This is a genomic window from Oceanispirochaeta crateris, assembly GCF_008329965.1.
GTDB classification, from domain to species: Bacteria; Spirochaetota; Spirochaetia; order DSM-2461; family DSM-2461; genus Oceanispirochaeta; species Oceanispirochaeta crateris.
On the sequence record NZ_CP036150.1, the window covers coordinates 3,188,890 to 3,214,065 of the forward strand.

The following is a 25,176-nucleotide window of genomic DNA, read 5'->3' on the forward strand; positions in this document are numbered from 1 at the left end:
GTTTATGTTAAGGTCAAAACTCCCGCAGGGGCATGCAGTTTTTCCGCAATCTCGTACATGTTGGAAATTTGGCCGGTCTGTAATCGATCTCCTACCTTTAGAAAATCCAGACATGTTCCGCATACCAGAACATGAACACCTTTGCCTTCAAGTATCTTTATATCCTCCAGACTCTCTGAGTCATCCAGAGCCAGAGTGACTCCTGCGTTCATGAAAATCAGGCAAGAGGGAGGTGTTTCCAACTGGGTGAGGGTATAGATGTAGCCTTTCATTAAAAGGCGTCCCAGATCATCATCACCCAATCCGATTCTTGTACTGGCAATGAGAACTGTTTTTCCGGAAGCCGGTTCAGGGTTTCTCTCGGGGATTGTGGTTCCTCTGCTTTCTGGGTTGGTTTTTTCTGGAAGTGATTTCTCACCCGGTTTTGAACTTATGGAGAACTCACCCTCTGCCTCTCCAGCCTTCCAGGAGATATCCTGAAAGCCGATGTGATTGAGAAAACGAAGGACATTTTCTCTGGCGGCTTCGTTACTGACCAGCACAGTCAGGCTGTCGAATACCTGATCACTGATGACCTGCTTCGTCCTCAATAGCGGTTTGGGACAGGCCAGTCCCCGGGCATCCAGTTTATACTCTTTCATAATGTTTCTTTCCTCCACTTTCCTGAATAATGAGATAACAATCGGCATGGAGCCAGTTTTTATCATTTTTCACTTTTTCCAATCCCTCTTCTCCCAGTTGCACAGCCAGGCTAAAACCGCATTCGGCAAATATTTCAAAAGGGGTGGGAATCAATTTTACCTTATAACTGAGGCTTTTTAGATATTTTTCCCCCTTCAGAGCCTGGTGAGTGGTCTCGAAGGTGAATAAAAAGTCATGCATTCAGTATAATCCTATCAGAACCTTTTTCTACCCTTCCTATGATTGAAGCCTTCATGCCTTCTTCTTGGCACTCCTTGAGAAATTCAAGGCCTGATTTTTCAGGTAAGGCTACGAGAAGTCCTCCTGATGTTTGAGGATCAAAGAGCAGATCCAGCATTTCGGGTGGAACGTCTTTGGGGTTTTTGATCCTCGATAATCGAAACTCCTTATTTCTATAGGTTCCTTCGGGTACGAGTCCCATGGAAATATAGTCCATGGCTTCCGGAAGGAGAGGCAGGCCGGAAATGGAAATATGCAGATCCATACCGCTTTCCAAGGCCATTTCGGCAGCATGTCCGGCCAAGCCGAAGCCGGTGACATCGGTGCAGGCTGAGACATTTCGGCGGAGCATGAATTCAGAGGCTTTTTTGTTGAGCATCCGCATACTCTCTTCGGAGGCTCTGACTGCCTCTGGAGTAGACATTTCTGCCTTCATTGCCGTGTTAATAGTTCCCGTTCCCAGGGGTTTTGTCAAAATCAGTAGGTCTCCCTCTTTCGGGGTGTTATTGCGGATAATCTTATCGGGATGGATTAAACCATTCACAGAAAATCCGAATTTGAGTTCCCTGTCGCTCACGCTGTGACCACCTAGGAGGGCTGTGTCCGCTTCTGTCAGCTTGGAGAGTGCCCCTTCCATAATCTGCCTCAAATATTCTAAGGGCAAGTCTTCATCGGGATAGCAGAGAACATTGACCGCCGTGACGGGACGACCACCCATGGCGTAAATATCCGAGAGGGCGTTGGCCGCGGCGATTTCACCGAATAAACGGGAGTCATCCACGATGGGCGGGAAAAAATCGATGGTCTGCACCAGGGCAGTTTCTTCGTTGATTTTGTAAACACCTGCATCTTCGCTTCCTGCGAAATCAGCCAGAACCTCGGGTCGGCTTGGCTGGGCCAGGCCGCAGAGAGCCTTATCCAACAAGGCCGGCCCCAGTTTGGCCCCGCAACCTGAAAATCGGGAATATCCGCTTAGTTTTTCTGGATTTGCCATATGTACTCCTTCAGTGTCAATATTGTTTCATCGAGTTCTTCATTCGTGGTAAAAAGGCCGGGAGAGAGACGCAAGGTTCCCCCTGAGTGAAATGTCATGAGTGTTTTGTGAGCCGAAGGTGCACATTGCAGGCCGGAACGAACAGCAATATTTTTGCTGTTTAAATAGGCCGTCAATTCTGTGAGAGTGCCCAAGGTTGGCAGAAGGGAAATGACCCTTGTAAAACCTGGCCCTGATGGCCTGCCAATGAGACGGAAGCCATCCAGTTCTCTGAGGTCTTCAATAAACTTGAGAGTTTTTAACTCAGCCTCAGTACGGATTTCTTCAGAATGAAGGAGAAATTTCAGACTGTGGAGAAGTCCGGCCAATCCCGGGATGTTGGGAGTACCGCTTTCAAATTTATCCGGTATGGTTTCTGGCTGTTCTTCTTCTTTGGAACGGCTGCCTGTTCCTCCCCTAATCAGGGGATCGATGCATTGATAGTCTTTAATATAGAAGCCCCCTGTTCCTCCAGGACCCAAAAGACCCTTATGCCCGGCAAAACAAAGGAAATCGATTCCCCATCTTTCAGGATATAAGGGGATCTCGCCACCACCCTGAGCGGCATCTACACAAAGGGGTACTCCCGCTTTTCTTGTCAGATGCGCCATCTCTTCGATGGGGAAAATCACACCATTCACATTAGACGCTGCGGTAACAACCACCAGGTCGGGATGATCCTGCAGCTCTTTTGAAAACTGTTTCAAGTCAGGATAACCGCTAAGAGAATCCGATGGGAAACGCCTCAACTGTAGATTTCTCTGGTCTTGAAGGTGCATCAGAGGGCGCATTACACTATTGTGCTCCATGGAGCTCGTCAGTACCTTCATCCCCGGTTTCAGGAATCCCGATAAAACAGTATTCAGGGATTCGGTGGCCCCTGAGTTGAAAATGATAGTGCTGCTGTCATTGACCTTCAAGAGCTCTGCCATGGTCTCTCTGAGTTCAAAGAGTATCCTGTCGGCGCTGATGCCCGCTTCATGAGAACTCCGGCCGGGATTCCCCATAGGAGTCTCTACTGCTTCTGCCAGTGCCGCTGCCAGCCCGGGAGCTTTGGGCCAGCTCGTGGCGGCGTTATCCAGATAAATCATGTTTCTGTGCCTTTCAATATCCCCGGGGAGAGCTGCAACAGTGCTTCTAGGACACCTCCAGCCACGGCACGGGCTTTATCAGAAACCTGACGGCAGTAGGAGACTTCTCCCCGGGGGTCTACATCGGCCATTTTTAAACCTTTTTTAACCCGGGTACCCGGTGCAATCATACCCCTGACGACACCATCCAGGGGGGAGAGCACCTCTGTTTCCCCTATCCTAGCCAGGACTTCTCCTTTTTTAACGATGCTTTCTATGTCACAAAGAACATCAATAACACCTTCTGCGGGTGCCTTGATCACCCTCTCTGAAGTATATCCTCCGATGGTACCGGGGATGCCCGTGTTGGGGAGCGGATCTCCCTCTAGGATAACCTGACCCAAACTGTGTCCTCTCATTGTTTCGATCACGCAATGCACATCTTTGCCAGCGGTAAATCCCGGGCCAAGGGCTATGACAACCGGGGCCATGTCTATTCGGGTTCCCAGGTTCCTCTTGGCCAAAATCGCATCCACAACACAAAGGGGTTTTAGTTTCTCAATCCAGAGACCGTGAGGGTCGCAGAGCAAGGGTATCTTCTGATCAGAAATGATTCTTTTCAGGTCGTCTTCATTGTCCACTCTGACGGCTTGTATTCCTTCAACAGTGGCAGACTTAAAACGGAGGGCATCGGCAAAAGAGACGGTGCGGCGGATCACAGTCGGTTCTTCTGTTTCAAGGGCAACAACCCTGAATCCGCTATTTTTCAGCCGGCAGATGACTCCACTGGCGATATCGCCTGCTCCTCTCACGATAACCAGAGGCGGTTCATTCATAGAGAGACGCTTGAGTGATTGCCCGCTGCTGTTTGTGCGGAGTTTCATGATTTCTGCCAGAATACTGACGGCTATTTCATGGGGAGTTTCCGCACCAAGGTCCAGGCCGATGGGAGAATACACCCGGGCCAGATCCTTTTCAGAAAACCCCAAGTCCTTCATCTTATTCATGAATAGATGAACCTTACGTTTACTCCCCAGCATACCAATGTAGGAACTCTCTGTTTTGAGGGCTGCTTCTAAGGCGGAGTCATCATGATTGTGAGTCGCAATGATTAAAGAAGTTTCCTTGCCTATCAAGCCTCTGGCAGACGCGGTGGCAAATAAAGAAGGGGAGTCGGGTTCACAGATATGACCAAGGGCTTCGGGAAACCGATCTTTCGAGGCAATGCCTGGGCGGGTGTCGGCTACCACATAGGGATAGTTCAGTTTTTCTGCCAGCTCTGCCAGAGCCAGATTTACATGGCCGCCTCCCGCCAGAAAAAGGGCTGGTCTGGGTTGGAATACTTCAATGAAAAATTCCATATTCCCACCGCAGACCATATCGATGCTATTGGCAGAATTCCCACTGTCCAGTCTGTAGCTGACCGATCGGGATACACCTTCTTTCAGACATTTCAATCCCTCTTTCATGACGAGTCTTTCTGCAGGGCCCCCGCCAATGGTTCCAAAAATTGTTCCGTCAGGGAGGAGGATCATTCGCCCAGAATTTCTGGGAGCCGAACCATCAGAGCCTGTAATGGTAATGAGGGCAAAGGCTTTATTCTGTTTTTCAAGCTCAGCAGCTTTGTTAAATAGGGACATGGCGGCTCCTTGTTCCGGTAGTTTCGGATAATCGGTTCAAATCAAAGACAATGCCAGGAATTGGTGAGAGGGACAATCTCTTTTGAAATCCTCGAGCATCTTTTCTATTTCAAATGGTGAATCCAGACAATCCAGTTTATTAAAAATGACCGTCTTAGTGGAATCCACAGGAGAATTCTTGAAAAGGCCTTCGGGATGTCTGATCAGTTCCATCAGTATTTCAGGATCTATCATTTGTTGACCGGTCCTGCAAAATCTTTCTCTGAACAGTTCGGGACGATGCACCCAGGGGGGCTCAATTTTCTTTCCCAGGGCATCCAAACCGATGCATCCGATCACCCTGTTGATTCTCTCGGGAATGACTGGTTCTCCCTCATTGGGCGCTTTGACGGGTCTTCCTGCGGCACCATCTGCTTCTATGACTAGAATAGGCCAGGCTTCTGTACTTTTCCAGTTGTTTATCCTGTTGTTCGACAAGCCGATAACCTTGGGTTTCGTTCCTTTCATTCTCCCTGATGCAATAAAACAGCTTTCAATCTTCTGCAGGGGTAGAGGGCAGTCCTCCTCCTGCCAGTTTAACAGGAGACGGTGAAAAGGATGTGTCCCCGAAGAAGGGTCATACATCTTTGTGCTTGTCGTATAAAGTCCTCTAGAGTAAATGTTTTCTTTAGCCAAGGTGTAGAGAATGCTGGTTTTCCCTCCCCCTCCGACCAGGGCCAAACGATCTCCCATTTGCAGATTCATGGCTTTTGACAAACTTTGGTTTTTCATCACGGTTTCAATCCCTTTTCCCATGCTGTTAAAAGGTTCTCAAATGTCTGGGTCAGTGGAAAAGACCAGAGGAATTGGGAATCCTCTTCATTCTGTGAGAGGAGGGTGTAATATCTTTTTTCAAAATCCAGTTCTTTTGCCAGAGATGCTTTTTCCTCTTCAATATTCAGTACCCGGATTCCCGAAGACCCAGGGCAACCCGGGTGAGGCAGGGTATAGGTAAATTCATCTTCACCGGTTTTCAGGTCAAGCTTCCGGCTGAAGGGAGCCAACTGGCAGATCAGAGGCTTGTGTTCTTTGTGGAGTGAACACAGCCCTCTTAAGCCAAGATCCTCCTGAAGGTCGTTTATCAGATGAGGGCAGAAGGGGAAGGGCTTGGTTTTGAACCGGATTCTGGGAAGATTTAGGGTATTCTGACCCTGGTCTAAAATGACAAAATGTCTTTTGAAAAGTTCATCACTGTGATTCATTTTTAAAAACGACGCCATCTTGAAGAGATCGTAACTATTCAAAAAGACTTTCATTGAACCACAGCAGCACTCTCCGCAAAGGGTACAGTCAAAGTGGATTTTCGGCGTTACTGCGTCCATTTGCATAGTCTATAAAATCTTGATTTTTGGATGACTTTCATCATGATCATACTATCACTATACTAAAATAGAATTAAATCAAAAAGTCTTTCTTCAAGGAGTCTGGTATGGAAAGTAATTGGCGATGTCCCAAATGTGGCAATAACAGTTATGAAACGGATCAATTTGCGGCAACCGGCGGGGCTTTCTCTAAAATTTTTGATGTCCAAAATAAGAAATTTACGACTGTCTCCTGCAGCCGCTGCCGCTTTACAGAATTGTATAAGGCTGAATCCAGTGCCCTGGGCAATCTCTTTGACTTTTTTACAAATTAGGGAACAGGTGGTTTTATGGTTTTTGATCTTGTCATCATTGGCGGCGGTGCTGCTGGACTCTTTGCCGGAGCCCGTGCGGCAGAAGCCGGACTAAATTTCTGCATCATAGAAAGCATGAAAGAGTGCGGCTTAAAGCTCCTAGCCAGTGGCTCTGGGCAGTGTAATCTCACACAAGGCGGATCTATTCGGGATTTTCCCGAAAAATACGGTGTGGCCTTGCAGTTTGTAAAACCCTCTTTATTTGAACTGGATAACAGTGCTCTTGTTTTATATTTTGAGCAGCAGGGCCTCCCCTGCGAAGACCGGGGAGATGGAAAAATCTTCCCGGTCAGTCGAAAAAGCCGGGATGTCCGGGATCTTTTGCTTCGGCTCTGCCGGGGGGGAGGACAGATCTGTTGGAATCAAACAGTACGCTCCCTTCAAAAAGAGGAAAATCTCTTCATTCTGAAGACAGATTCGGAGGACTATCGGTCAAAAAACATTCTTCTAGCCAGTGGAGGTCAGTCTTATCCAAGTACTGGTTCAACAGGGGAGGCCTTCAATCTGCCCCGTCTCTTAGGCCATAGGATTGTCACCCCACGCCCGGCATTAACACCGGTTTTTATAAATCCATTTCCCCTTAGCTCTTGTTCCGGTACGGCTCTATCAGTGTCTTTGGATCTCTTCCGGAACAACCGTAAAGTCAGTTCTGTCGAAGGTGATCTGTTGGTCACCCATAAGGGATTTTCAGGGCCGGTTATTTTGAACAACAGCCGGCTGATGGACGGGGGAGACCGGCTTCAGATTTGCTGGGTTCCCGGGTTGGACCGGGAGGATCTTGAGAAGGATCTACTTGAAAGGATCAGGGTTTCAGGGAAGAAAAAAGTACGTCGTGGCCTTTCTTTTAAGGGGCTGACTGAAGGATTAACCGTCCAACTTCTAAAGCGGAGCGGTATTGATATAGAGAAGAATCTGTCTCAGCTGAGCCGCACAGAGCGAATTTCCTGGTTGGATACTCTGACAAAGGATCCTTATATCATTGCCGCCAAGGGTGGATTTAATCAGGCTATGGTCACTGCCGGGGGCGTTTCCCTGAAAGAGGTAAAACAGGGAACACTGGAGTCCCGCCTATGTCCCGGCCTGTATTTTGCCGGTGAAGTCCTGGATGTGGATGGCGAAACCGGAGGGTATAACCTCCAGTTTGCCTTCTCATCGGCTACCCTGGCGGTAAAGAGCATTCATTCTACTCTTTAAGGATTATTCTCTTCCGCCGAGGAAATGTGAGGCTTCTCCTACTTCTATAAAGTTTGTAACAGATCCCCGGTTAGGAGAAGAACCGACAAGAACGACCATGTCACTGTTCCCAATGATTCCTGCATCTAACACTGTTTTAACCGATTCATGGACCATTTCATCCAATGTCTTCTGAGATTTTAACAGGAATGGACTCACTCCGTAACTCATTGCCAACTGTCTGACGACAGTGGGATTCGGTGAGAGTGCCAGGATGGGCGTTTTTCCCCGGAAGGAAGATAGGATGCAGGCTGAACGGCCTGTGTCTGTTTGGACTATAATGGCTTTGGCCCCCAGTTTTCGGGAGGTTTCCTCGGCTGATGCAATCATTTGCAGTCGAACAGGATTGAATTTAAGCTGGTTCTTCCGCCGGTCCTTGTTCTTTCTTTGTATTTCGCTGGCACTGGCAATATTGGACATGGTTTTCACCGCTTCTAAAGCATAATTTCCGTAGGCAGTTTCTCCTGAGAGCATCAAAGCATCCGTTCCATCCATGACAGCGTTAGCCACATCGCTGACCTCGGCTCTGGTAGGGCGGGGATTCTGAATCATGGAATGGAGCATCTGGGTTGCCGTGATCGAAATCTTGCTCCTCTTGATGCACTTCCTTATGATTCTTTTCTGAACGAGAGGAACCTCTTCAGCAGGAAGTTCTATTCCCAGATCCCCTCTGGCGATCATGACACCATGGCAGTGATCCAGTATCTCGTTGATATTTTCGATGCCTTCTGTGTTTTCAATTTTGGCAATCAGGCGGATAGGGCTGTTGTATTTATCCAGAATTTTCTGAACCGCAATGAGATCTTCCTTGTTACGGACAAAGGAGTGGGCAATGAAATCCACAGCGATCTTGGCGGCAAAATGAATGTACTCTTCATCTTTTTTTGACAGTGATGGAAGAGCAATGGGGATATCTGGAACATTGACGCTTTTTTTATTCTGGATCTTACCGGAATTGTTGGCGATACAGCGGAGGCGGTCATCGTTCATATCTATGACAATGAGAGACATGTCGCCATCGTCTATCAGAATTTCAGTGCCCCTGTTCATAGATTCGCAGAAATGATTATAGCTTACGGAAAAGTGAGGTTCTGACATTTCGGTTCCCTTGGGAACAATAAAGATCTCTTCTCCTTCTTTGACTTCTAAGGTAGCAGGAATATCGACAGTTCGGATCTCTGGACCTTTTGTATCTATGAGTATGGCCGCCTTTTCGGAGACTTCTCGAATCCGGAGGATGATTTGTTCCGTTTCATCGGGAGTTTGATGGGCTGTATTTAATCTGAAGATACCTGCTCCGGCTTTGTAAAGCTGCTTGATAAATTTCAGATCGTTGTGCTTTCCGATGGTGGCGACAATTTTAGTTCTGTTGGATTTCATTTTCTTTCCTATTTGTGGTTGAATTTAGAGTCATATTCTGAGTTTTTGTATTTTTCATGTCTTAACACCTTGTATCATATGCCTTTTTGTTCCGAATCCTTTTTTTCTTTTTATAAAGAATCCAGCCTCTCTCAAAGGGCGTTTTACAACACCCGAAGCCGTGAAGCTGGCCAATGTTCCTCCCAGAGCGGTTTTCTCGTATACAGACTGCATCACCGAAGGCGCCCAGATATCAGGGTTTTTTTCAGGACTGTGTCCATCCAAAAACCAGGCATCCACTTGCTTGGGATTCTTCTGTTGACTCCAGTCTCCGGCATCTCCTACATACAGGCTGAATTCAACCTTAACTTTTGGAAAATCCCAAGCACATTGATTCCATCCAGGAGTAAGGGTGTTATAAAAAGGTTTCCAATAGTACAAAAAAAGAGCAAAATTTGAACCCAAGGAGTCCTCAAAGGGACTCAAAAGTTCTTTTATTCTCTCAGAAGAGAGAGGGTATTTCTCCAAACTTGAATATTTGACACTTATTTTTTTAGAAACAGCAGTAGAAAAAAAATTCATCAGGCATAGTAGATTTAAGCCTGTACCGAATCCTGTTTCACCTATATGGAGAACCTCTTCTTCATTGAGACGGCGGGGCAGATCGTTCCCCTCAATAAAGATGTAATGAGCCTCTGCCTGGCCATCAGTGTCTGAAAAATAACAGTCCTGATAATGAGGATTCAAATTAATTTGAGTCTTTTGCATCTGAATTTCCTCTTTTATAATAATCTTTTCATGCCTATCTCTGCAATTGTATTTTAGTAAACTTCTTGGTAATATCTTTTTCGAAAAGTACACGTGTACTAGAAGGCCCCTTCCGTTTGGTGTATACTCATGGGTATTCATTCCTTTTAGGAGATTTTTCAATGAGCAAGATTCTGATCACCGGAGGAGCAGGTTATATTGCTTCTCATACAAATATAGAGCTTCTGGAAGCCGGTTACGATGTCGTACTGGCAGACAACCTATGCAATTCTTCCATGGAAGCAGTCCGCCGGGTAGAGGAGCTGAGCGGAAAGAATCTCCCGTTCTATAAAGTGGATCTGAAAGATGTAGATGCCCTCAGAAAGGTCTTTGATCAAGAACCAGAGATAACAGCTGTAATTCATTTTGCGGCATTAAAGGCCGTAGGAGAATCCGTTGAAAAACCCCTCATGTACTATGAAAATAACATTGCCGGGTCATTGAATCTTTATAAAGTCATGGATGAACGGGGAGTGAAACAGCTTGTCTTTTCTTCCTCTGCCACCGTCTATGGTGATCCGGAGTCTGTTCCTGTCAAAGAAGATGCCCGGCTTCAGGCAACCAATCCATATGGTCAAACCAAACTGATGATGGAACAGATCCTCATTGATGCAGCAAAAGCCAAGGGATGGGATGTGACCATCCTAAGGTATTTCAATCCCGTTGGGGCTCATCCCTCAGGAAGAATTGGAGAAGATCCGGAATATCCAAACAACCTGCTGCCCTTTATTTCCCAGGTGGCCGCGGGGGTTCGGGAAAAAGTAATGATTTTTGGTAATGACTGGCCAACCCCGGATGGAACAGGAGTGAGAGACTATATTCACGTTGTTGATCTGGCAAAGGCCCATGTCAAAGCTCTGGACAAGCTTAAAGTGAAAAAAGGGGTTTCTATCTATAATATTGGTACAGGTGTTGGTTTCTCTGTCCTCGAAATGATCAAAGCCTTTGAAAACGTTTGCGGGCATGCTATTCCCTGGGAATTCGGACCACGAAGAGCCGGTGATATTGCCTCTGTTTATGGAGATCCTGCTTTTGCAGAGAAAGAGTTGAACTGGAAGGCTGAGTTAGGTTTAAACGAAATGGTAAGTTCCGCCTGGAAATGGCAGAGTGACAATCCAAAAGGTTATAAAAAGGAGTAGATACTTTCCGTAAAGATTGTGGATCTTGTCAGGCAGGTCTATACTTAGATATGTTCAATCGTAGCTATAGGTACTCCAATGCCTGAGTATCAGGATAAAAACAGCTCATTTCTGAATGAGAATATGTCTCACCAGTACCGTGTTCAGATGTTGCTGTTTCTTCTGTTCAATATCACAGGAACCCTTGTTCTTGTTTTTTCAGGTTTTGAAAAGTCAGGAGGGTTGAGGACTGTCATAGTGAACTCGGGACTCCTCTTTTTCTGCATGTTCCTGCTTTATATTAAAAGAAAATTTGAAAGACATAATAATCTCTTAAGTCTTGCCTACTTTACATCAATCCTTGTTTACATCCTCTACCTACAGTTTTTAACACGTGATTATGGTCTTGTCTCTATCATGACTTCTCTCTTGGGCGGGATTCTACTTGTTCAGATTAACTGCAGTAAGAGGTTTCTTTATCTTCTTACGGCTTTATACCTGGGGATGTTTTTTTACCAATTCTCTACTATGCCCTTTGTATCTTTAACCCTGGGAACATCCTATTGGGTGATTAGTTTCTTACTCATACTCTTGGCTTTTGGAATCAGTTATCTCAAAATTGGTGTGAATAAAAAATATGAGGAACTGATCTTAGGCAAAATTAATGCGATGGACGATCAGCATCAGATGATTAAAGAACTGAATGTTCAATCGAATAAAGTCCTGGAAATGTTCGAATCCGTGTTGGAGGCTTCTCACGATGGTATCGTAGATATTGAAGTATCCAGCGGAAAAGTTCTCATGTCTTCAAGGAGTTGTGAAATCCTGGGATTCAACTGCACAGATTTGAAAACTCTGGAAACAGGACTCTCGAGTCACCTTGAGGTCGGCAAAGATGACGACTTTTTTCTTAACTGGGAAGAACTCAAGACTAAAGGAGATAGAACCTTTTCTCATGAGTGTCATTATCAGTTATCTGTGAACCGGAAGTTCTTGAAATTCAGTCTCCTTGCCTATACGTCATCTGAAGATGGTTCAAGGCATTTAATCCTTGTTGTCAAAGATGTGACCAATGAGGCAGAACAGGCTGAAATGATTTACAAATCTGCCAATGAAGACTCTTTGACCGGATTGATGAACCGACGGGCACTTGTCGAATATATTGAAAAATACAGAGAGAAATATTTTGTGTCCTGCGTCGCCATATTGGATATTGATAATTTCCGTTTCATCAACGATTCCTTTGGTTATGAAATTGGAGACAGGCTTTTAAAAGCCATTGGCGAATCAATGAGTAAGGACAATAATCCCTTTATTAAGGCTGCAGCACGTTTGAGTAGCAATGACTTTGCTCTGTATTTAGATACTATTGTTGATGAAGAAAAGATGTATGCCCAAATTCAAAATAATTTTAGTCAGTATACCTTGGATGATATTGAAATCAAGTTAAATTACAGTGTTGGTTTCGCCTACTTTTCTGATGCAGATGCCAATGCAGACGGCTTGATTAAAAAAGCAGAAATAGCCATGTATAAGGCTAAGGAGCGGGGGAAAAAGGGCATCTGTGTTTATTCTGATGATATGAATGAAGAGATAAATCGGCGTCTGGAAATTACAAATGAGTTGGAAAATGCCATAAGCCAGAAAGAGTTTTATCTGAATTACCAGCCTAAAATTGATGTAAGAACTGGGCGAGTCGTCGGTTTTGAGTCACTGATCCGTTGGAATTCTCCCCGTTTAGGGCCTGTTCCTCCTTTTGAGTTTATTGAACTGGCAGAGCAATCAGGGTTGATCCATATGATTGGTGAATTTGTCCTTCGAGAATCCTGTCAATTTGTGAAACGAATCATGGTAGATTACGGGCCATTAGATGATTTTAGGATCTCAGTGAATGTCTCAGCAGTACAGCTATTGAACTCGGGTTTTTATCAGTCTTTTTTCAGAATTCTGGATGAAGCTCAGGTCCCCTACTACATGATCGGACTGGAAGTCACAGAAACAGCCGTGATGGAGAATAAGGCCTATGTGTGTAATCAGTTGGAAAAGTTTCGGGCCAAGGGTGTCCACATTTACCTGGATGACTTTGGAACAGGCTATTCTTCCTTAAATTACCTCACCATGCTACCAATAGATATTTTAAAAATTGATAAAAGCTTTGTGGATCATATCACTGTGAAGCATCGTGAATACCAGGTTGTCAAAATGATACTGGCTTTAGCTTCTGTATTTTCGTTTACGACCATAGCCGAAGGGGTGGAAACAAAAGAGCAACTGGATATATTACAGGAAATGGATTGTCACATTATTCAGGGATATTACTTTAGCAAACCCCTCCTTGAGGTGGATGCCTATAAGATGGTTTTGGAAAGGAATCCGCTGTAATCCTGATTGCATCAAAAACTGTTCAAGGATTTTGTAATTATGCATAAAACAATCAACTCCCTCATTGTCGAAGGGGGAGCTATGAGAGGTATTTTCTCTGCAGGCGTTTTGGATGGCTTCCTCCAGGAAGATTATAATCCTTATGATTTTTGTATCGGAGTCTCCGCCGGGGCCACCAATCTGGCTGCATGGCTTTGCGGGCAGCAAGGTAGAAATTACAAGGTCATCACAGATTATTCCTGCAGACCGGAGTTCATCTCTTTTAGAAAGTATTTGCTTGGTGGTCATGCCATTGATTTGGACTGGCTCTGGGAAATCACCATTCGTGAAATAACTTTGGATCTTCATGAATTCAAGAAGAAAAAAACCGATTTCTATGTGGGTGTTACAAATGCCATCACTGGCCAGGCAGAGTATCTTGTTCCAGAAGACCAAAGCCTTATCAGTATTATAAAAGGCTCATGTGCTCTTCCCGGATTATATCGTGATTTTCCCGAGTATAATGGGCTTATTATGTCCGATGGAGGGGTGGCCGATCCTATCCCCGTATTACAGGCCTATAATCTGGGCTCCAGAGACATTACAGTTATCCTTTCAAGACCGGCTGGTTACAGGAAGAAGAAAGGAGTGTCTGCTTCTCTTTCTGCTTTGATGATTCCCGGGAAAAAAGAATTGGCCAAAACAATGAAGAACAGATGGCAAATATATAACAATGCTATTGATTTTCTTGAAAATCCCCCTGCAGACTGCCGTGTGAATATTATTACACCCCCTCAAAATTTTGAAGTAAACAGGCTTACAAAGGATGCAGGCAAGCTTGACGCGAGGTATCGAATGGGCCTTGAAGCGGCACAACAAGTGATGAATCATTCTGCGTAGAAACTATTTAAGATGAAAGTATCTGTTAAATTTGGGGCTATATTTGTTTTTTTTTATGAGATTTGAAACTGGATTTAAATCCAAACTTGTACTAGCTGCAATGATTACATTTTTAATCGCATTCTTACCTTCTTTGGTTTTTGGAAGTGGGATTAAAGAAAATAGAGTTTTTGCAGAAACCGGGGTGATTGATCTTTCCTCTATTAATTTTAACAACCATCCTCCGGTAGGTTTAGACGGAATGTGGGAATTCCGGTGGAATGAACTCCTAGAGCCTGAAGATGCCAGATGGGGCATGCATAGGGAAGAATCACAGTTTTACCCAGTCCCTCTTTTTTGGACATCCTATGGTGATCATCAGTATGATTCTATTGGTCAGGGTACATATCGTTTGATAGTCAGGACATCAGGTCAGACTGACTATTACGGTATAAGTCTTCCCGAAATTTTTTCGGAGTATAAGTTCTGGATCAATGATGATCTTATCGACCAAAGATGGGATGCGGAAGGAACGCATGTCAAGTTTTTGAAACCATCGGTTTTTGTCATATATTCTGATTCTGATACCCTGGAATTAATACTTCAAGTCAGAAATCGCTCTCATAGCAATGCCGGAATTGGGCAGAGTATCCTGTTTGGATCGGAGCAGAGTGTTTTCCGGAGTCAAATATTCAGTCTCTCCCTTGATTTGATCCTTATTGCCATTTGCCTTTTTGCCGGTATATATCACAGCATCATTTATATCTTCAGGAAAGAGGAAAAAGAACTTCTATTCTTTGGGATATTCTGTTTTATTCTGTCTTTGCGGACTTTTTCAACGGGTACTACACTCTTGACTCAAGCCCTGCCAGATCTTTCATTTCTTGTCGGTTCTCGGATTGCCACAGCTGTTATTCCCTTAGCGGTGATAAGTTTTCAAATATTTGCCTATTATTTTTTCAAGAAATACACAGCTCGAAAAGCTTTTTTGATTCTCCTCGCTTTCAATTCTGCATATTTAGTGATGGTTTTTGTAGTCGATTCTTTTGCATACTCCTCAGCGTATGCGTATTATCTTCTTATTATTTTGGCTACATGTGGATTTATTATTGGGATAGATATTTATGCCATCATTAAAAGAGAGAAGTTTGCACTTCTTTTCTTGTTAGGCTTTGTTCTTTTATTTGTAGGTATCGCCAATGATATGATGCATTATCTTCAGATTATAATCACAGGGTATTATCTTTCTGCTTTTTTTGCTGGGTTTATTTTATTGGAGTCTCTGATCCTTTCAATTAAATTTTCTCAAGATCATATGATGATTTCAGTCCTTTCTGAGCGACTCGAGTCGGCCGTTAATAAATCTAATCTTGACCCGCTTACAGGCATCTACAACCGGAGGTTCCTGATTCTTTCAGGACAGCGTGAATTGGAAATGTCTAGAAGAAATGGACAATCTTTTTCGCTCGTTATGATGGATGTCGATTATTTTAAGGAAATTAATGATACCTACGGACATGATATTGGGGACCATGTCATCATTGAACTTACCAGGGTAATTTCATCCAGTATTCGAGGAAGTGATATTTTGACAAGGTTTGGGGGAGATGAGTTCGTTCTTCTTTTACCTCAGACAGGAATCAATGAAGCTTTTCTTGTTGCTGAGAAGTTGAGAGGGATGGTCGAAAAGTCTGCTATACCAATAAACAAAGATGCAGATATAAAAATTACTCTTAGTTTGGGAGTGTCCTGTACAAGCGATGAGGTTCAATCTTTTGATGAACTCATGCGACTAGCGGATCAAATGCTATATAAATCCAAGGAAAAGGGCAGAAATTCGGTTTGTTGAGTTTTTAAAATGTAAGCGGATTACTATTATTAGAAAATAAGTATTCATTTATATTTGTTGAAATCCTCCAATTTGCGATATTTTAATATTGAGTATAATATGGCTGGTAACTAAAATGAACTATCGATTAAAATTTGCTTTGGAGATACTAATGGCTGATTGTAAAAATTTAGCGGGTTGTCCGTTTTTCAATGATAAAATGTCCGAGAAACCTGCTCTGGCTTCAATGATGAAAAAAAGGTATTGCCTGGGAGAGAGTACACTCTGCGCCCGATATATTGTATGTGAAGCTCTTGGTAAGGATAATGTACCAGGTAACCTCTTTCCTAATATGCAGGACAAAGCTCAAGTATTAATCGGAGCAAAATAGATTATTAACAAATCTTCCATTTGGTAGGCAGTCCCCAAGATTGTCCAGACTTATGATCACATTGGCAGAAATGAATGCAATTATAGGGAATGGACCGGGGAATCAATAATCATAGTAGTCTCTTCATAGAAAATTGCTTAGGAATTATTTTTTATCGTCTGTGTGATTATACCGTACCAGCCGGTTGCATAAGTTTCAAACCCTGGAGAGTATCCGAAGGCGGTAATCTGAATCGTATCATCGATATGAGTCAGGAAATGCCCCATACTATTGCTATCCAGAATTTTATTCAGGTTCTTGTTTGATAAAATTTTACCACTCTCTCCTTTCTCAGAAGAGGCAAGAATTTTGCCGGTTTCATCGATAATACGGGATTCTGTTTTCAACCTCAGAACCTTAATATCATCATGTAGGTCTATTGTACTTATTTTCTCCAGAACGGCTTCTCCCAGGCTTTTCCAGTTAAAGTAGATCCCCAGTGCACCAAGAGGGGCCTTACCAGTAGTTTCTTCATTATCCACCCGGCAGCCATAAATAAGAACTTCCTGCCCATTCAGAAGTTCGCTTTGATGTGTGGACGTAAAACTATATTCTTGTCCATTAGGAGAAGACATTGCTTCTTTAAACCAGGACTCATCCTTTATTGTTTTTCCTTTGACAAAGAAGTGCTCCGGTCGGCCATTGGCAACAATACAGCCGTCTTTATTCACAAGAAAGAGGTCCAAATAGACCGTATAAGCATCAAGGATGACAGCTAGTCTTTTACTTGCAAAGTTTTCTTTCTGTTCTCCAGGCTGTTCCAGGGCTTCTACAACAGAGGAGTCTGTAGCCCACCATCGAACATCACAGGTCCTCTCGTAGAGGTTTCTATCCACAACATCCATAATGGATAGGCTGATTTGAGAGAGTCTGTCTCCTCGTACCTGTTTTGCCATGCCGTCGCTTAATTCCATAAGGATTTGGGTTTCATTGCTAATGCTTTCGCCCAGGGTTCTTGAAATCTGAGCAATCTCATTGTTTAGGTTTCCGAATTCATCAGCTACTATCTTGAATCCCAAGCCGTGGACTCCACTTCTTGCAGCCTCAATCCTGGCATTGATAGAGAGTACGTGAGTCCGTTCATGCACATCTTGAATTTCATGAATGGATTGTTGTAACTGTTTCTGTATGGAAGAGGCAATGTCAAAGATATGCTCAGGTCTATAATTCTGGTTTTCCATTTGATACCTTTTTCGCTTGTTTATAAATAAGCGTATATGAATTCATTATATCCTCAAAAAAAACAGGGTCAAAAGATCGGATTTGTGTAAAAACATCAAATTGTATTTTGAGTTTCCCAGCATCCCCTTTTTATTGATTTTGAGATTATTATAAAACAAGAAGATACGAAAATGTAAGAAATGTGGCGTGGTCACAGATACTGAGACTTTCAGGGTATTAATTCTTCTATTGCCTTTAATAGAATGTCATAGCTGATAAATTCCTGTTCAAGTCTGAGTGACACTGCATATTTATCCTGAATTAAATTATTGAATAGTATTGCTTCCTCAGAAGATAAATGAGCCGGTAAAGAAGGATACTGTTTCGGTTCAACTCCCCAATGCTCCTTATGCGAAAGCAAAATAGATGAATCCATCAGGAAAGAACGGGTCTGAGGATAATAAGACCTGAATTGGCTCAGAATAGCCAGTCCGTGTGTATCCAGGTCTCCCCAGTAATAGATCTCTTTATTCTTCAGACATCTCATCTTTTGAAGAGAATCAAAATTATATCCCCGTCCATAGATAAGCAATGCATCCTTTACTGGTGGAAATGCCAAAGCTGTCACATCATTTTCAATAACAAAAATATACTTTACTAAAGGCTGGAACAAAACCAATTCATCCGAACGAACAGCAAGTTCTGAAAGGCCGTTTATATAGTGAGCCTTATCTAGAAACCTGAAACGGATCATCTCAGGCTTTGACTTAAATCCATAGCGCTTTTCAAACCTGGCAGCACCTTTATACTGAGCACAAATTGCTGATTCCGGCAGAATAGGATCAAGAAACCAGGAGAGAAGCGATCTGTTTTTCTCAATAAATTTTGTATCCACACTGGGCAAAGACAGCTCTCTTAAATAAATATCAGGTTTGGGATTCTCACAGATCCATAAAGCAATAGCAATGATTCTATCTAGTTTGGAAAGATTATCCAGGATTTTATGCGGCTTTTCCAGGGCCACTTTTTCCCAGACTGGAAACGTCTGCCCAAGGTTCTTCACTGCGTCTGCCCACTTTTTATAAGTATTTTCCTTACCTATGAACTTTAAAAGCTCAACCGGAGTGTCAAAGATCCAGGCGGAAGGTATTCGATTCCGGCCCAGAACTCTGTTATTAGTTTCTTTCTTCTGCAGTGAACCCGGCAGCTGAGTCTCTTTCTCGTCCCACTCTTTAACCCATATCCGTACAGCCTCAAAAGACTCAGTTATTTGCCCTGCTGTTGGACCTTTAATGAAAAAGGAACAGGGAAAAACAAGCGTTCCCTCATAAAGCTGAGTGAGTAAAGTTCCACTATCCCAACTCTTAGTCAGTTTGATCCGGAGTGTCTCGGCATTCCCCCAGCTCATACAGGGCTCTCATTCTGATTTTGCCTGAACTCCTGAATGGTAAAATTCCTGAGCAATGACCGTTTCCCCTCTTCATTATGAACAAATCCGACACTGGAAACATAGGGTTCTATAATATGTATTTTCTGCAGAGGAGTAATGACCAGAAGCTGAAGATTCAGTTTTTTGAATAATTCCAGACCGTAACGGGCGGATTCATCACTCCCTCTTCCAAAGGCTTCATCAATAACTACAAAACGAAAGCTTCTGGAGCGGACTTCATTAAACTCAAGACCAAACTGATAGGCCAGACTGGCTGCCAGAACTGTATAGGCCAGTTTCTCCTTCTGTCCTCCGGATTTTCCGCCAGAATTGGTATGGTGTTCGTATTCAGAATCATCCTCTTTCCATCTTTCTGATGCAGCAAAATCAAACCAGTTTCGAACATCTGTGACTTTAGCCGTCCAACGGCGGTCCAGATCGGAACTGCCCTCCCGTCCCCTGAAACGGTCAATAATTTTACTGACCTGAAGAAACTTCAGTTCGGTATACTGATCATCCTCATTGCCCCCGAGAGTGCCTTCGGTACAGCTTTTCAGGTCCTGGCGGAACTGCCTGATTTCAGTATCATTGGATTTCATGGCATCCAGTATGATATATCTGTCTTTATTGTATTCAATGGAAGACATGGAGCGGTTAATTTTCTCAATCCTGTCCTCTATTATTTTTCTTTCCCGGTTCAGCTGTGCCTGAAAATTGGCAATCTCCCTAATAGTATTTTCATTAAGCAGTTCTTTAAAGCGAACTTCAAACTGTGGTAAATCGTCCTGATGTAGCCGATCTGCGAGAGAACGAAATTCCTCCTGCCCTTCAAGAGATGCATCCATTTCGGCTGTTTCAGAAGGATATAAATTCCTGAACTCCTGCATCTGCCGGACAATGGATTGTGACAGGCGGGCCACCTTTCTGTCACGTGAATCTATACGGTTCTGCAGGCTGATTCTGATATCCTGCTGCCGGGCATCACAGTTTTCTACACTGAGCTTAAAGTCTCCCAGGATATCCTTCATAAGGGCTTGAATAACGGGCTGCCATTGTTCCGAAGAGAGAGGGGAGGCGGCGATCTTTTCTTCAAGATCTTGAATCTGTTTGGAGTAGGTGCTGATTCTCTCCTCCAGTCTGGCTGTTTCATCATAAAGCTTATCCAGTCCTACACGGAGGGTTTTCCGTTCTTCTTCAATATTCTTCAGTTTCTCATTGAGCTGATGAAGGATATCGGATGCCGATTCCAGAGATTTCATCTCTTTTTTTAATACTTCCGCCTGTGCAGCAGTATCCTGCCAGTCAAGTTCTCTAAATGAAGTGTAATTTCTCAGTGCATATAATGACTTGAGCCCCTGATCCCTCTTTTTTCTTTCACGATCCAGGGCATCAAGATTTTCAGCGATAAGATTCATAGCCCTTTTTAAATCAGCCTGTCTCCCTTTCAAAGCGGATATTTTGTCTTTATTTATCCAACCCAGGACATAACGGCTCCGGTCTGTTAAAGAGTGCCGGTCATCCTTTTCATGACGGTGACCTCCACCTTTAATCAATCCCTTTGGGGTCAGAGCCTTCCGGGCTCTTCTGAAAGCCGTCATATCAGTACAGCAGCTGAAATTAAAGCGTTTCCTCAATTCCTCTTCCAGCCAGTTCAAAAATGGACTCCCCTCTTTCAGCTCCAGTTTTCCCAATAGAGAGTCATCATCAATGTCATAGGACTTTTGTGCCAGGGAGGAAGCCGTCTTAAAAAATACCAGTCTCCCCTGCAGCCGGTTTCCGTTTACCCAGTCCGAAACAGCGGTATAATGTGTTTCCGGTACCAGCAGACTCTGAGCAAAGTTATGCATCACACGCTCTATGGCGCCTTCCCAAGCCGACTCACTGTCCCTGACTTTTATCAATTCTCCGGCAAAAGGCAGTTCTTCATCATGGATAGACAGTGCCCGGCATAACTGCTGCCTGATATTCAGCTGTCTGTAGGGAATATTACTCTTTCTGCTTTCCAGAGAGATGATTTCTTTTTCCAGTTCCTGATTCTGTCTATTCTGATCTGCAAAATCAACCTGCAGTTCACTCCTTCTGTTTTCGGCATCTCTTTCCTCCTGATCCCAGCGTGTCTCCATTTTTTCCAGGAGCTTCCTGTTTTCCGTAAAAGATTCCTCACTGGCCGGAGCTTTGAGTCCGACAGGTTCCGAGTGTTCAGAATAATGATTAAACCGGTTCAGTCTCTGATTTTTTTCATCTTCAAGTCTGTTCACATCCAGTTTTAGTTTTTCCAGTCGGTTTCCGCCATTCTCATAGATTGCCTGTTTCAAACTGTCGCGCTCATCATCGAATCCGCGCCATTTATGTTCCAGCTTCTCTTTTCTGGCTGATTTCTTCTCCAGCTGTTCATTCAAAGAAAGAAGACGCTCCTCAACCAGTCCTTTCTTCAGGTGGGAAAAATAAGGGAGGAGCCCGTCCCGGCTTTCCCTGTCTCTTAAATTGTCGTCAGAGATCTCTTTGTACTGGTCCAGTTCTTCTAGAAGCGGGTCAAGACGCTCTATCTGATCCTTGGCCTTCAGGACAGCCTGATGAGACCTGTCCAGATCGGAAAAATGACTGATTAAAGCCTGTATTCGGGTCTCCACATCGAAGGCTTCCAGCATATGCTCTCTTACAAAAGAAGTCAGATTCCCTATGGATTTCATGGAAACTGTCTGATGAAATAATTCCAGAGCCTGTTCATTCTGCAGACCGAAACGCCTTTGGAAAGCAGCACCGTATGTTGAGAAACTATCAAAAGGTTTTTCTGTATGGGGGAGATTTCGCAGCTGCTTCCGAAGGGTGTTCATATCCCCTCCAAAATCGGAAAAATGTTCTTTTATGCTCAGAGCAATATCCGAAATAACATACATACGGGCCGGCGGACCGGCACTCTCCTTCTGCCAGAAGATCTGAGCCAGGGTCGTCTGCTGATTATATCCGTCATTCCGGAAAACGGCGAGAATGACTGTATAGTGCGTCTTCCCCCTGAGAGGGACAGGTTTAGCGGCATGACCTTCATCACTGCGCTCAGACTTGTAATGACCCAGAACATAGGATTTCAAGCTTCTCTCTTTTCTTTCGGCACCTGCCGCCTTGTTATACCGTATTTTGGAAGGAGGAACCAGTAAGGTAGTGACAGCATCCACAACTGTTGATTTTCCTGAACCGATATCCCCTGTAAGAAGACCATTCCGTCCCTTTAACGGGAATTCCCAAACCGTATCGTGAAAAGTTCCCCAGTTATATAGTTCAATCCTGTCCAGTCTGAAACCGGCAAGCCCGTCATCTTCTGAAAACTCCAGAAAGCCGTCCAGTTCCATTATCCGTCTCTCCTTTTACCATACTCTCTATATTCTGCCAGTTTTGCGTCAAATTCATTCAGCCATTGAGCATCCACAAAGGCTTTGAGAATACGTTTTATCTCAATTTTTTCCTTGTTCTCCCCAATAAAACGGATAAATCCCATTTCCTGTATTCTGTTCAGGTAACTGTCTATCTTTTTGACATACTGAACTTCATTATTTCCTTTGGAAAAATAAACTGATACCATATCCAGAATATCCTGCCTATCCAGAATAATCCTCACTTCTGAACTGCTGGCATCGTGTTCGGCCATAGAGCGGCGCAATAATGCCAAGAGCAGGCTGACAGGATAAGAAAGTGCTCTCCTGCTGATCAGACGGGGAATCTCATACGCCTCGTCCTGATCATCCACAATCTGGTTTCTTAAAAATGCATATCCCTCATCTTCATAAATAACCGCTTCCAATCCCATCCGGGACAGATAGTCTCTCAGCTCTGCCTGCTGCTCCATCAGAATCTGCCATCTGATAGGGTGATCTTCTCGATAGACAACTCCCCTCAACAATGATACCAGTACCAGTGAAAAATCTTTATGTATATTACTGCTGCTCATAACCTTTCCTGTGATACACTATTCTATGGATTCCTGCTCTTCTAAAATGATCATTTTTATCCATCCAGGTAACAAAATCGGTTTCCCTTTCATCAATGAAGGAATAGGGACTTTCTTCTGCAATGGTTATGTACATGATTAATTCAGCCAATCCTTCCTCCAGGGGATGATCTACCAATACTCCTGACAGAGTTACCTGCGCCTCTTCTTTTAAGAGCCTGTTTATCCGTAGTTTAAGTTTTTTCTTATCTACAACTGTCTGATTGAATAAAACCTCTGTATCCAGACCACTAAGATCAACATCCTCCATTATATGGCTTAATGCCTCTGGGTAGGGAGGTGAAAACAGTGGAAGTTCCATGGGCATTCGTATCTCGGGCTTCCAGCCTTCCATTTCCATAAAATCCCCATCTGGCTGATCGTCTCTCAATTCCAGAGCGTTACTCTCTATACTGTCCAGCAAAGAGGATATTCTCCTGTTCTCATAATAGGCTTTATCATCCAGAAAACGGCGCAGCTGCTGACTCAATCTGGCAACCGTTCTCTGAGTCCGTTCCCCTGCAAGCATCCAGTCAAAGTGAATCCTTTTATAGGCTGAGGACTCTTCTATTTCCCTTACCTGTTCAATAGAACAGACTTTATCCAACAGTTCAGATAGCTCTTCCTGACTGTCTGATGACAAAAGGAAATTCCAGAAAGCATTAAAACTGCGGCCTTCATCCGAATCGGAAATGGAATCCCGTTCACCGAACAATGCCTTTAACAGACTGCTTTTATCTCCATTCCAACTTGTAATTTTTTCTCTTGTTTTTCTATCCAGATTTCGGAAATTCTGTTCGACGGCTCTGAAGTCTCCCAAAATTTCCCTGGACATCTTTTCAAACTGAATAAAGCGTTCCCGAACTTCCCTATCATCCAATAAAGAAAGATTTCCATCCTTTACAGCCTGTATTTCTTCGTCAATTTTCTTTTTCCGTGCCTCAAGGCGCTCAATCCGTATGTCCTTATCCGTTTCCAGCCCGTGAGCAATCTGTTTTAACAGATCGATACTGCTGTAAAGGCGGCTTTCAGTTCCGATAAAATTTTTGTTGAATAACTCCCTCATCCAGCCGAGAGCTTTTTCACTCTCCGGGGTTAAGTCGTAATATGGTTCATCATATCCAGGCAGATAAAATTTTCTCAGCCAGCCACGGTCATTACGGCTCCACTCAGCCAGATAGGCTGATGTATCCCTGGCAAAACGATCTTCCTGATCTGTTTCTCTCAGCGTATAAAGATAATCTTCCAGTTTCATGTGAATCTCGGATTCCCGAATCTGTCGGATCTTTATATCAGAAAAGACAAGATCCAGAAATCCGGCGATAAAGGGGGCGTGTTCTGCTGCCATTAAACGCCAGGCCGGATGGAGATTCCGCATGTTTTTCAGCTCATAATAATCTAAAGGCATTTCAATACTTTCTCTTTATTCTGGTGCAATTTCTTTTTCTCCAAACATTCAGTTTTTACATCCATAAAAAGGCGTCACGGCAAAATAATCATCAAAAGACTGAATTATCGGGCGGCCAAGTTAGGCCCGGATAGGTTCTCCGCTGTAATGCCTTATGGGCCAGACATAAATGGATTATTGCATATTCAGAATGATTCTTAATCCATAATCAACTTCAATCATCAAAGTTGAAGGTAGAATTGCCGCTTTTTCAATTAAGCGCTGTTTATCTAAAGTAACTATTTGAGAAATATTTATAACGCTGTCTTTTGGTAATTTAGATTCTTCTTTTTCCAGATAAACGTTACCCGGAGCATCTGCTAAACTTAGGTTTGAAGTGACAGATGCTACTATTACTGTTTGTATTCTGCTTTTATTGAAAGAATCTTCCTGGATTACGACAACAGGTCTTTTATAACCGGGCTCACTTCCAAAGGGGATTCCTAAATCAACCCACCATATTTCACCACGTATCATTTTCTGTGGCCTTTCTTAATTGTTCTACTCCGATATTGGATAAATCATTGTCATCATTCTGGACGGAATAAATATCATTCAACTTTTCAGTTATTCTGTCCTTATTATGATGTTCAATAAACTCTTTTATGGCTTTCACATAAAGTTGACTTCTGGCCAATCCTAGCTGTTTCGCTGTGACTTCAGCCTCATTAAATAACTGATCTGGTATGGATATAGCTGTTTTCATACTTAGAGTATAACTTTAGTATAACGATTTTACAATTAAAAGATTTTCTATATATTTC

23 protein-coding genes are annotated in these 25,176 nt (G+C 43.6%); 7 read left to right on the forward strand and 16 right to left on the reverse strand.

Going from position 1 to position 25,176, the window contains the following annotated elements:
* Positions 1 to 2: 2 nt before the first annotated feature.
* The 7 genes from yedF to EXM22_RS14540 are packed head-to-tail and all read right to left on the reverse strand — an operon-like array spanning position 3 to position 6,025.
* The gene (yedF, locus tag EXM22_RS14510) at positions 3 to 641 is read right to left on the reverse strand and encodes a sulfurtransferase-like selenium metabolism protein YedF (protein ID WP_168203529.1); all 639 of its coding nucleotides are present in this window, start codon (positions 639 to 641) and stop codon (positions 3 to 5) included.
* Positions 628 to 882: a putative Se/S carrier protein gene (locus EXM22_RS14515; RefSeq protein WP_149487209.1), complete on the reverse strand. Its 255-nt coding sequence runs from the start codon at positions 880 to 882 to the stop codon at positions 628 to 630. The genes yedF and EXM22_RS14515 overlap by 14 nt, the downstream gene beginning before the upstream one ends.
* On the reverse strand, positions 875 to 1,915 hold the full coding sequence (gene selD / locus EXM22_RS14520; protein ID WP_149487210.1) for a selenide, water dikinase SelD: 1,041 nt from the start codon (positions 1,913 to 1,915) through the stop codon (positions 875 to 877). The genes EXM22_RS14515 and selD overlap by 8 nt, the downstream gene beginning before the upstream one ends.
* Positions 1,894 to 3,045, reverse strand: a complete 1,152-nt coding sequence (locus tag EXM22_RS14525; protein ID WP_149487211.1) for an aminotransferase class V-fold PLP-dependent enzyme — start codon at positions 3,043 to 3,045, stop codon at positions 1,894 to 1,896. The genes selD and EXM22_RS14525 overlap by 22 nt, the downstream gene beginning before the upstream one ends.
* Positions 3,042 to 4,664, reverse strand: a complete 1,623-nt coding sequence (yqeB, locus tag EXM22_RS14530) for a selenium-dependent molybdenum cofactor biosynthesis protein YqeB (protein WP_149487212.1) — start codon at positions 4,662 to 4,664, stop codon at positions 3,042 to 3,044. Before yqeB ends, EXM22_RS14525 begins: the two co-directional genes overlap by 4 nt.
* Before the next feature lie 36 nt (positions 4,665 to 4,700).
* Positions 4,701 to 5,435, reverse strand: coding sequence for a selenium cofactor biosynthesis protein YqeC (gene yqeC, locus EXM22_RS14535; protein ID WP_168203530.1), 735 nt, complete (start codon positions 5,433 to 5,435; stop codon positions 4,701 to 4,703).
* The gene (locus tag EXM22_RS14540) at positions 5,435 to 6,025 is read right to left on the reverse strand and encodes a YkgJ family cysteine cluster protein (protein WP_168203531.1); all 591 of its coding nucleotides are present in this window, start codon (positions 6,023 to 6,025) and stop codon (positions 5,435 to 5,437) included. The genes yqeC and EXM22_RS14540 overlap by 1 nt, the downstream gene beginning before the upstream one ends.
* A 107-nt stretch (positions 6,026 to 6,132) precedes the next feature.
* Here EXM22_RS14540 and EXM22_RS14545 point away from each other — a divergent pair, with 107 nt between their 5' ends.
* Together EXM22_RS14545 and EXM22_RS14550 are read left to right on the forward strand one after the other, a co-directional pair.
* Positions 6,133 to 6,339 carry a zinc ribbon domain-containing protein gene (locus EXM22_RS14545; protein ID WP_149487215.1) on the forward strand — a complete coding sequence of 69 codons (207 nt, stop codon included), beginning with the start codon at positions 6,133 to 6,135 and terminating at the stop codon, positions 6,337 to 6,339.
* Positions 6,340 to 6,354: 15 nt separating this feature from the next.
* Positions 6,355 to 7,572, forward strand: coding sequence for an aminoacetone oxidase family FAD-binding enzyme (locus EXM22_RS14550; protein ID WP_149487216.1), 1,218 nt, complete (start codon positions 6,355 to 6,357; stop codon positions 7,570 to 7,572).
* Positions 7,573 to 7,575: 3 nt separating this feature from the next.
* On the opposite strand, the gene pyk is transcribed toward EXM22_RS14550, so the two are convergent.
* Both pyk and mnmC2 read right to left on the reverse strand, forming a co-directional pair.
* On the reverse strand, positions 7,576 to 8,991 hold the full coding sequence (pyk, locus tag EXM22_RS14555; protein WP_149487217.1) for a pyruvate kinase: 1,416 nt from the start codon (positions 8,989 to 8,991) through the stop codon (positions 7,576 to 7,578).
* A gap of 54 nt (positions 8,992 to 9,045) precedes the next feature.
* On the reverse strand, positions 9,046 to 9,738 hold the full coding sequence (gene mnmC2 / locus EXM22_RS14560; RefSeq protein ID WP_168203532.1) for a tRNA (5-methylaminomethyl-2-thiouridine)(34)-methyltransferase MnmC2: 693 nt from the start codon (positions 9,736 to 9,738) through the stop codon (positions 9,046 to 9,048).
* 161 nt (positions 9,739 to 9,899) lie between these two features.
* Here mnmC2 and galE point away from each other — a divergent pair, with 161 nt between their 5' ends.
* The 5 genes from galE (at position 9,900) to EXM22_RS14585 (ending at position 16,354) form a co-directional block, all read left to right on the forward strand.
* Positions 9,900 to 10,916, forward strand: coding sequence for a UDP-glucose 4-epimerase GalE (galE, locus tag EXM22_RS14565; RefSeq protein WP_149487219.1), 1,017 nt, complete (start codon positions 9,900 to 9,902; stop codon positions 10,914 to 10,916).
* A gap of 78 nt (positions 10,917 to 10,994) precedes the next feature.
* Complete coding sequence (locus tag EXM22_RS14570) at positions 10,995 to 13,277, forward strand: putative bifunctional diguanylate cyclase/phosphodiesterase (protein ID WP_149487220.1); 2,283 nt, start codon at positions 10,995 to 10,997, stop codon at positions 13,275 to 13,277.
* Positions 13,278 to 13,316: 39 nt separating this feature from the next.
* A complete protein-coding gene (locus EXM22_RS14575; protein ID WP_149487221.1) occupies positions 13,317 to 14,156 on the forward strand; it encodes a patatin-like phospholipase family protein in 840 nt (279 codons plus the stop codon).
* Positions 14,157 to 14,256: 100 nt separating this feature from the next.
* Positions 14,257 to 15,984: a GGDEF domain-containing protein gene (locus tag EXM22_RS14580; protein ID WP_168203533.1), complete on the forward strand. Its 1,728-nt coding sequence runs from the start codon at positions 14,257 to 14,259 to the stop codon at positions 15,982 to 15,984.
* 151 nt (positions 15,985 to 16,135) lie between these two features.
* A complete protein-coding gene (locus EXM22_RS14585) occupies positions 16,136 to 16,354 on the forward strand; it encodes a hypothetical protein (RefSeq protein ID WP_149487223.1) in 219 nt (72 codons plus the stop codon).
* Positions 16,355 to 16,491: 137 nt separating this feature from the next.
* On the opposite strand, the gene EXM22_RS14590 is transcribed toward EXM22_RS14585, so the two are convergent.
* The 7 genes from EXM22_RS14590 to EXM22_RS14620 form a co-directional block, all read right to left on the reverse strand.
* Positions 16,492 to 17,574, reverse strand: a complete 1,083-nt coding sequence (locus tag EXM22_RS14590; protein ID WP_149487224.1) for a methyl-accepting chemotaxis protein — start codon at positions 17,572 to 17,574, stop codon at positions 16,492 to 16,494.
* A 209-nt stretch (positions 17,575 to 17,783) separates the two neighbouring features.
* Positions 17,784 to 18,962 (reverse strand): Wadjet anti-phage system protein JetD domain-containing protein, encoded by a 1,179-nt coding sequence (locus EXM22_RS14595; RefSeq protein ID WP_149487225.1) that lies wholly within the window; start codon positions 18,960 to 18,962, stop codon positions 17,784 to 17,786.
* The gene (locus EXM22_RS14600) at positions 18,959 to 22,330 is read right to left on the reverse strand and encodes an ATP-binding protein (protein WP_149487226.1); all 3,372 of its coding nucleotides are present in this window, start codon (positions 22,328 to 22,330) and stop codon (positions 18,959 to 18,961) included. Before EXM22_RS14600 ends, EXM22_RS14595 begins: the two co-directional genes overlap by 4 nt.
* Positions 22,330 to 22,926 carry a DUF4194 domain-containing protein gene (locus tag EXM22_RS14605; protein WP_149487227.1) on the reverse strand — a complete coding sequence of 199 codons (597 nt, stop codon included), beginning with the start codon at positions 22,924 to 22,926 and terminating at the stop codon, positions 22,330 to 22,332. The genes EXM22_RS14600 and EXM22_RS14605 overlap by 1 nt, the downstream gene beginning before the upstream one ends.
* Complete coding sequence (locus EXM22_RS14610; protein ID WP_149487228.1) at positions 22,913 to 24,373, reverse strand: DUF3375 domain-containing protein; 1,461 nt, start codon at positions 24,371 to 24,373, stop codon at positions 22,913 to 22,915. The genes EXM22_RS14605 and EXM22_RS14610 overlap by 14 nt, the downstream gene beginning before the upstream one ends.
* Positions 24,374 to 24,547: 174 nt before the next feature.
* Complete coding sequence (locus tag EXM22_RS14615; RefSeq protein WP_149487229.1) at positions 24,548 to 24,889, reverse strand: type II toxin-antitoxin system PemK/MazF family toxin; 342 nt, start codon at positions 24,887 to 24,889, stop codon at positions 24,548 to 24,550.
* The gene (locus tag EXM22_RS14620; protein WP_149487230.1) at positions 24,876 to 25,118 is read right to left on the reverse strand and encodes a ChpI protein; all 243 of its coding nucleotides are present in this window, start codon (positions 25,116 to 25,118) and stop codon (positions 24,876 to 24,878) included. The genes EXM22_RS14615 and EXM22_RS14620 overlap by 14 nt, the downstream gene beginning before the upstream one ends.
* Positions 25,119 to 25,176: the final 58 nt, after the last annotated feature.

What these genes read in the sequence shown, in the direction of transcription:
- yedF (WP_168203529.1), bottom strand. Translation starts at nt 641, where the DNA reads ATGAAAGAGTATAAACTGGATGCCCGGGGACTGGCCTGTCCCAAACCG.
- EXM22_RS14515 (WP_149487209.1), bottom strand. Translation starts at nt 882, where the DNA reads ATGCATGACTTTTTATTCACCTTCGAGACCACTCACCAGGCTCTGAAG.
- EXM22_RS14610 (WP_149487228.1), bottom strand. Translation starts at nt 24,373, where the DNA reads ATGCCTTTAGATTATTATGAGCTGAAAAACATGCGGAATCTCCATCCG.
- EXM22_RS14570 (WP_149487220.1), top strand. Translation starts at nt 10,995, where the DNA reads ATGCCTGAGTATCAGGATAAAAACAGCTCATTTCTGAATGAGAATATG.
- galE (WP_149487219.1), top strand. Translation starts at nt 9,900, where the DNA reads ATGAGCAAGATTCTGATCACCGGAGGAGCAGGTTATATTGCTTCTCAT.
- EXM22_RS14615 (WP_149487229.1), bottom strand. Translation starts at nt 24,889, where the DNA reads ATGATACGTGGTGAAATATGGTGGGTTGATTTAGGAATCCCCTTTGGA.
- EXM22_RS14525 (WP_149487211.1), bottom strand. Translation starts at nt 3,045, where the DNA reads ATGATTTATCTGGATAACGCCGCCACGAGCTGGCCCAAAGCTCCCGGG.
- EXM22_RS14585 (WP_149487223.1), top strand. Translation starts at nt 16,136, where the DNA reads ATGGCTGATTGTAAAAATTTAGCGGGTTGTCCGTTTTTCAATGATAAA.
- EXM22_RS14605 (WP_149487227.1), bottom strand. Translation starts at nt 22,926, where the DNA reads ATGAGCAGCAGTAATATACATAAAGATTTTTCACTGGTACTGGTATCA.
- EXM22_RS14595 (WP_149487225.1), bottom strand. Translation starts at nt 18,962, where the DNA reads ATGAGCTGGGGGAATGCCGAGACACTCCGGATCAAACTGACTAAGAGT.
- EXM22_RS14620 (WP_149487230.1), bottom strand. Translation starts at nt 25,118, where the DNA reads ATGAAAACAGCTATATCCATACCAGATCAGTTATTTAATGAGGCTGAA.
- EXM22_RS14590 (WP_149487224.1), bottom strand. Translation starts at nt 17,574, where the DNA reads ATGGAAAACCAGAATTATAGACCTGAGCATATCTTTGACATTGCCTCT.
- pyk (WP_149487217.1), bottom strand. Translation starts at nt 8,991, where the DNA reads ATGAAATCCAACAGAACTAAAATTGTCGCCACCATCGGAAAGCACAAC.
- yqeB (WP_149487212.1), bottom strand. Translation starts at nt 4,664, where the DNA reads ATGTCCCTATTTAACAAAGCTGCTGAGCTTGAAAAACAGAATAAAGCC.
- mnmC2 (WP_168203532.1), bottom strand. Translation starts at nt 9,738, where the DNA reads ATGCAAAAGACTCAAATTAATTTGAATCCTCATTATCAGGACTGTTAT.
- EXM22_RS14540 (WP_168203531.1), bottom strand. Translation starts at nt 6,025, where the DNA reads ATGGACGCAGTAACGCCGAAAATCCACTTTGACTGTACCCTTTGCGGA.
- EXM22_RS14600 (WP_149487226.1), bottom strand. Translation starts at nt 22,330, where the DNA reads ATGGAACTGGACGGCTTTCTGGAGTTTTCAGAAGATGACGGGCTTGCC.
- EXM22_RS14575 (WP_149487221.1), top strand. Translation starts at nt 13,317, where the DNA reads ATGCATAAAACAATCAACTCCCTCATTGTCGAAGGGGGAGCTATGAGA.
- yqeC (WP_168203530.1), bottom strand. Translation starts at nt 5,435, where the DNA reads ATGAAAAACCAAAGTTTGTCAAAAGCCATGAATCTGCAAATGGGAGAT.
- EXM22_RS14550 (WP_149487216.1), top strand. Translation starts at nt 6,355, where the DNA reads ATGGTTTTTGATCTTGTCATCATTGGCGGCGGTGCTGCTGGACTCTTT.
- EXM22_RS14545 (WP_149487215.1), top strand. Translation starts at nt 6,133, where the DNA reads ATGGAAAGTAATTGGCGATGTCCCAAATGTGGCAATAACAGTTATGAA.
- EXM22_RS14580 (WP_168203533.1), top strand. Translation starts at nt 14,257, where the DNA reads ATGATTACATTTTTAATCGCATTCTTACCTTCTTTGGTTTTTGGAAGT.
- selD (WP_149487210.1), bottom strand. Translation starts at nt 1,915, where the DNA reads ATGGCAAATCCAGAAAAACTAAGCGGATATTCCCGATTTTCAGGTTGC.